Source organism: Pseudomonas sp. (genome assembly GCF_030696055.1).
Lineage (GTDB): Bacteria > Pseudomonadota > Gammaproteobacteria > Pseudomonadales > Pseudomonadaceae > Aquipseudomonas.
Window position 1 is genome coordinate 1 of the sequence record NZ_JAUYNP010000274.1, and the last position, 3,464, is coordinate 3,464.

5 protein-coding genes are annotated in these 3,464 nt (G+C 52.6%); 3 read left to right on the forward strand and 2 right to left on the reverse strand.

The features are described 5' to 3' along the window. The first annotated feature begins 310 nt into the window (after positions 1-310). From Q8Q83_RS16275 to Q8Q83_RS16285, 3 genes are all read left to right on the forward strand, one after another. Positions 311-850 carry a transposase gene (locus Q8Q83_RS16275; protein WP_305625172.1) on the forward strand — a complete coding sequence of 180 codons (540 nt, stop codon included), beginning with the start codon at positions 311-313 and terminating at the stop codon, positions 848-850. Between the two features lie 77 nt (positions 851-927). After that, entirely contained in the window at positions 928-1,884 is a 957-nt protein-coding gene (locus Q8Q83_RS16280) for a GAF domain-containing protein (protein ID WP_305625173.1), read from the forward strand. Continuing rightward, a complete protein-coding gene (locus tag Q8Q83_RS16285) occupies positions 1,881-2,108 on the forward strand; it encodes a hypothetical protein (protein WP_305625174.1) in 228 nt (75 codons plus the stop codon). Before Q8Q83_RS16280 ends, Q8Q83_RS16285 begins: the two co-directional genes overlap by 4 nt. A 127-nt stretch (positions 2,109-2,235) precedes the next feature. Here Q8Q83_RS16285 and Q8Q83_RS16290 read toward each other — a convergent pair whose 3' ends face one another. Both Q8Q83_RS16290 and Q8Q83_RS16295 read right to left on the reverse strand, forming a co-directional pair. Further along, positions 2,236-3,006, reverse strand: a complete 771-nt coding sequence (locus Q8Q83_RS16290) for a gamma-glutamyl-gamma-aminobutyrate hydrolase family protein (RefSeq protein ID WP_305625175.1) — start codon at positions 3,004-3,006, stop codon at positions 2,236-2,238. A gap of 276 nt (positions 3,007-3,282) precedes the next feature. Further along, positions 3,283-3,464, reverse strand: a 182-nt coding sequence (locus Q8Q83_RS16295) for a hypothetical protein (RefSeq protein ID WP_305625176.1), incomplete at its 5' end; no start/stop codon positions are given.

The following is a 3,464-nucleotide window of genomic DNA, read 5'->3' on the forward strand; positions in this document are numbered from 1 at the left end:
CCTCGGCTCGCGGTTTATGCTCCACGCTTCCTTCCCACACTCGGTCGCCCTCATGCAGTTGCGCTTCGCTTCATTCGCTGTGGCCAGCTCAAGAGAGGACTTTCACCTCTAGGATGGCGCCCATGCTGGGCGCACAAGTGAGCCGCCGTAAGGGCGGAACCAATATCAAAACCACCGCACAAGCGGCGGGTACACGCCAACCATCAAACAACACCCGTAGGATGGGTTGAGCAACGCGATACCCATCACCCAACCACCACAAATCCGCTACTACACTCAGCCAAACCCGCCCCTGCAAAGGACTGCAGCCATGACCGACTACCGCCGCGACCTCACCCCAAGCGCCAGCTGGTTCTTCACCCTCAACCTGGCCGACCGTCGCCAGGCGTTATTGACCGAACAGATCGACCTGTTGCGCGCCAGTTTCCGGAAAGTGATGCGCCAACATCCGTGGCGTATCGACGCCATCGTGATCCTTCCGGACCATCTGCATGCTCTATGCACCTTGCCAGCCGGCGATACCGATTTCGCCCTGCGTTGGCGGTTGATCAAAACCGGCTTTTCCCGTGCCTTGCCCTATGGCGAGCGCATATCCGCCAGCCGACAGCGCAAGGACGAACGCGGCATTTGGCAGCGCCGTTATTGGGAACATCGCATCCGCGACCAGGCGGATTTCAACCGGCATCTCGATTACATCCACCACAACCCACGCAAACATGGGCATGTGCAGCGGCTAACCGATTGGCCGTGGTCGTCGTTTCACCGTTATGTGCGGGCGGGGGTATTGCCGGCGGATTGGGCGGGTGGTGAGGACACCGATATGGCAGTCGGTGAGCGTAATAAATTGTGACCTCGAATGGCCGTTGCCGTTATTGATGGGTATCGCTACGCTCAACCCATCCTACGGATTATAGGAAACAACCAAATATGCATTCCGAAAAAACCACAGCACTTCTCCGAAAGCTGGTAAAAATAAATAAAGCCGCCCAATCCTGGGTAATATTCTGGAATACCTTACTACTACCCTTACTGATTGCCATTTTCGTAACATACCTACTAAACAACAAAGGAATAGTAGACTTAATAGTCTGGGCACTCGCGGGCATAGTCGCAACAATTCATATATCTACAATCATATTACAAATAAAGGGATCAACACTGGACACAATGTTAATTGAGTATCAAGAAAAATCCCAAAAACTAGATGAGATATCGAAAGAATTTTTGGACTTAAAGAGTTTCTATGAAACTGACGCTTCTTATTTCTCTACCCAAAGAACCGCAACTCGATTTGCAGTCGAGTCCCTTAGTTATGCCGTAGGGAAAATTAGAAATAGCGAATTACAAGGAACACGCCTAAGCGATGAAGACACCCATGCAATGATCCATAGCCTGATATGGCCTATAGTAGTTTACAGGGAGAAGCTTTTTTCCTTTCCATCTGGCTCACTATGGAACATGGCTCTTTACCAGCTGAATGCAGATGGAAATTTAACTCCTAAATGGCGGGAATATGACAAACGCATTAAGCCTAGAAACCGAGATTGGAAACCTGGCTTTGGAGTCGTAGGAATGTCCTATCTTCATAAGACAATAAAGTATTATGAAGACATTCAGAAACACTCTGACAGCGATCACAACTCCACCAGTGACATGGAAACTTACCGCAGTATCATTGCAGTCCCAATCATACCGTGCGAGGACAGCTCCAGCGTATCAGATCATGAACCATCTGGCGTTTTAGTTATAACCAGCAGCGAACCAGAGCAGTTCAATCTAGATAGAGACGCTGTATTTCTGAACATCTATGCTAATCTGATGGCAATATTACTGGAAAAAGTTCAGACTCACGCTGAACATATCAATCAGGAGGAAGAAAAATGAGCAAAAAAAATCCTCACACGATTATGGGACAAACTGTTCAAGGAACAGCCAACCAAGGTTATTCCCTAGAAATAAAACACTACGACTCGACCGTAATAAATGCATATAAACCAGATGCTCAAGCCATGCTAAGCGAATTAGAAGAAGACATTGATCGTCTTCGTAGGGTAATAAATGCTCGCTCACATAAACTAGGGAAAAAACTTTCAGAGAATGCAAGCTAGAACGACCGCACTACTGAAAACACCGAAATTTTGTAGGATAGGTTGAGCAAAGCGATACCCATCAACACCCAAAGCAAAAGGCCCGTCGAATGACGGGCCTTTTGCTTTCAATCAACAACGCAGATGTTTAGGCCACCTCCCCCACCCTGCTCTTCTCCAACTTCTTCGCCTGATACTCCTTGGCCGCATCATGAAACGCCTGCAACAGCGTGTTGTAGTCCGCCTTCTCCCAATAGCGATACTCGGGATGCCACTGCACCCCAACGGCAAACGCCTTGGCGCCGACCACGCTGACCGCCTCGATCTGCCCGTCCTCACACACCGCCTCGACCTGCAGGCCCTCGCCCAGACGATCGATACCCTGGCCATGCAACGAATTGACCTTCACTTCACGCTCGCCGAGCAACTTGTGCAGCACGCCACCCTCGGTCAGGGTCACGCTATGCATCGGGCCGTAGGCCACGTCGTCCGGTACGTCCTTGACCTCGCGGTGGTCCAGACGGTCGGGCACGTTATGCACCTCACGATGCAGGGTGCCGCCGAACAGCACGTTCATCTCCTGCACGCCCCGGCAGATGCCGAGAAAGGGAATGCCGCGCTCCAGGCAGGCGCGCATCAGGCGCAGCACGGTTTCATCGCGAGGTTTGTCGGCCAGGCCGAGGCCGGGATGGTCGTCGCCGTAGAAGCTGGGGTGCAGGTTAGACAGCGAGCCGCCAAACATGATGCCCGAGACGTTATCCAGCACCGTGTCCATATCCAGGTCGTCGCCGAAGGCCGGGATCATCAGCGGGAAGGCGCCGTAGCCGGTAACCGAGCGGATGTACTTCTCTCCGACTAGATGAAACCAGCCGATATCGCGGTCGGTCAGCTGCCAACGACACAGGGGTAGGCCAATCATGGGTTTTGTCATAGGGAGTCCTCTTCATAGTTAGTTGAAGTGGGCTGCCCTTGGGAGAGCGGGCTTGCGGGTCAGGAAACCCTGAACCCGCTCACCCAAGGGGTGCCGTAACCGGCCAGGCCGGGTCACTGCACCAACGCCGCGCCCGCGCGGCTGGTTTTACTGCGTAAATTTGTTGCGGTGCTGCTTTTGTAGGAGCCAGCTTGCTGGCGATCTTTTCAGGTCAAAAGCATCGCCAGCAAGCTGGCTCCTACAGGGTTTGCGGTGTGGCTGCGATCAGGTGAAGGCACGTTCGCCCTTCTGCTGAACCCTCTGCGCAGCCATGCAAAAAATCAAAAAAGGGGGCTGACCCTGCGACCAGCCCCCTTGGGTGTTACGCAACAGGTTGTTGAAAAACGTAGCCGAGGCAGCCGAGACAAGGCAGAAACAGGCGAGAAAGCGGAGTTTACTGGTGTAAA

What these genes read in the sequence shown, in the direction of transcription:
- Q8Q83_RS16275 (WP_305625172.1), top strand. Translation starts at nt 311, where the DNA reads ATGACCGACTACCGCCGCGACCTCACCCCAAGCGCCAGCTGGTTCTTC.
- Q8Q83_RS16285 (WP_305625174.1), top strand. Translation starts at nt 1,881, where the DNA reads ATGAGCAAAAAAAATCCTCACACGATTATGGGACAAACTGTTCAAGGA.
- Q8Q83_RS16280 (WP_305625173.1), top strand. Translation starts at nt 928, where the DNA reads ATGCATTCCGAAAAAACCACAGCACTTCTCCGAAAGCTGGTAAAAATA.
- Q8Q83_RS16290 (WP_305625175.1), bottom strand. Translation starts at nt 3,006, where the DNA reads ATGATTGGCCTACCCCTGTGTCGTTGGCAGCTGACCGACCGCGATATC.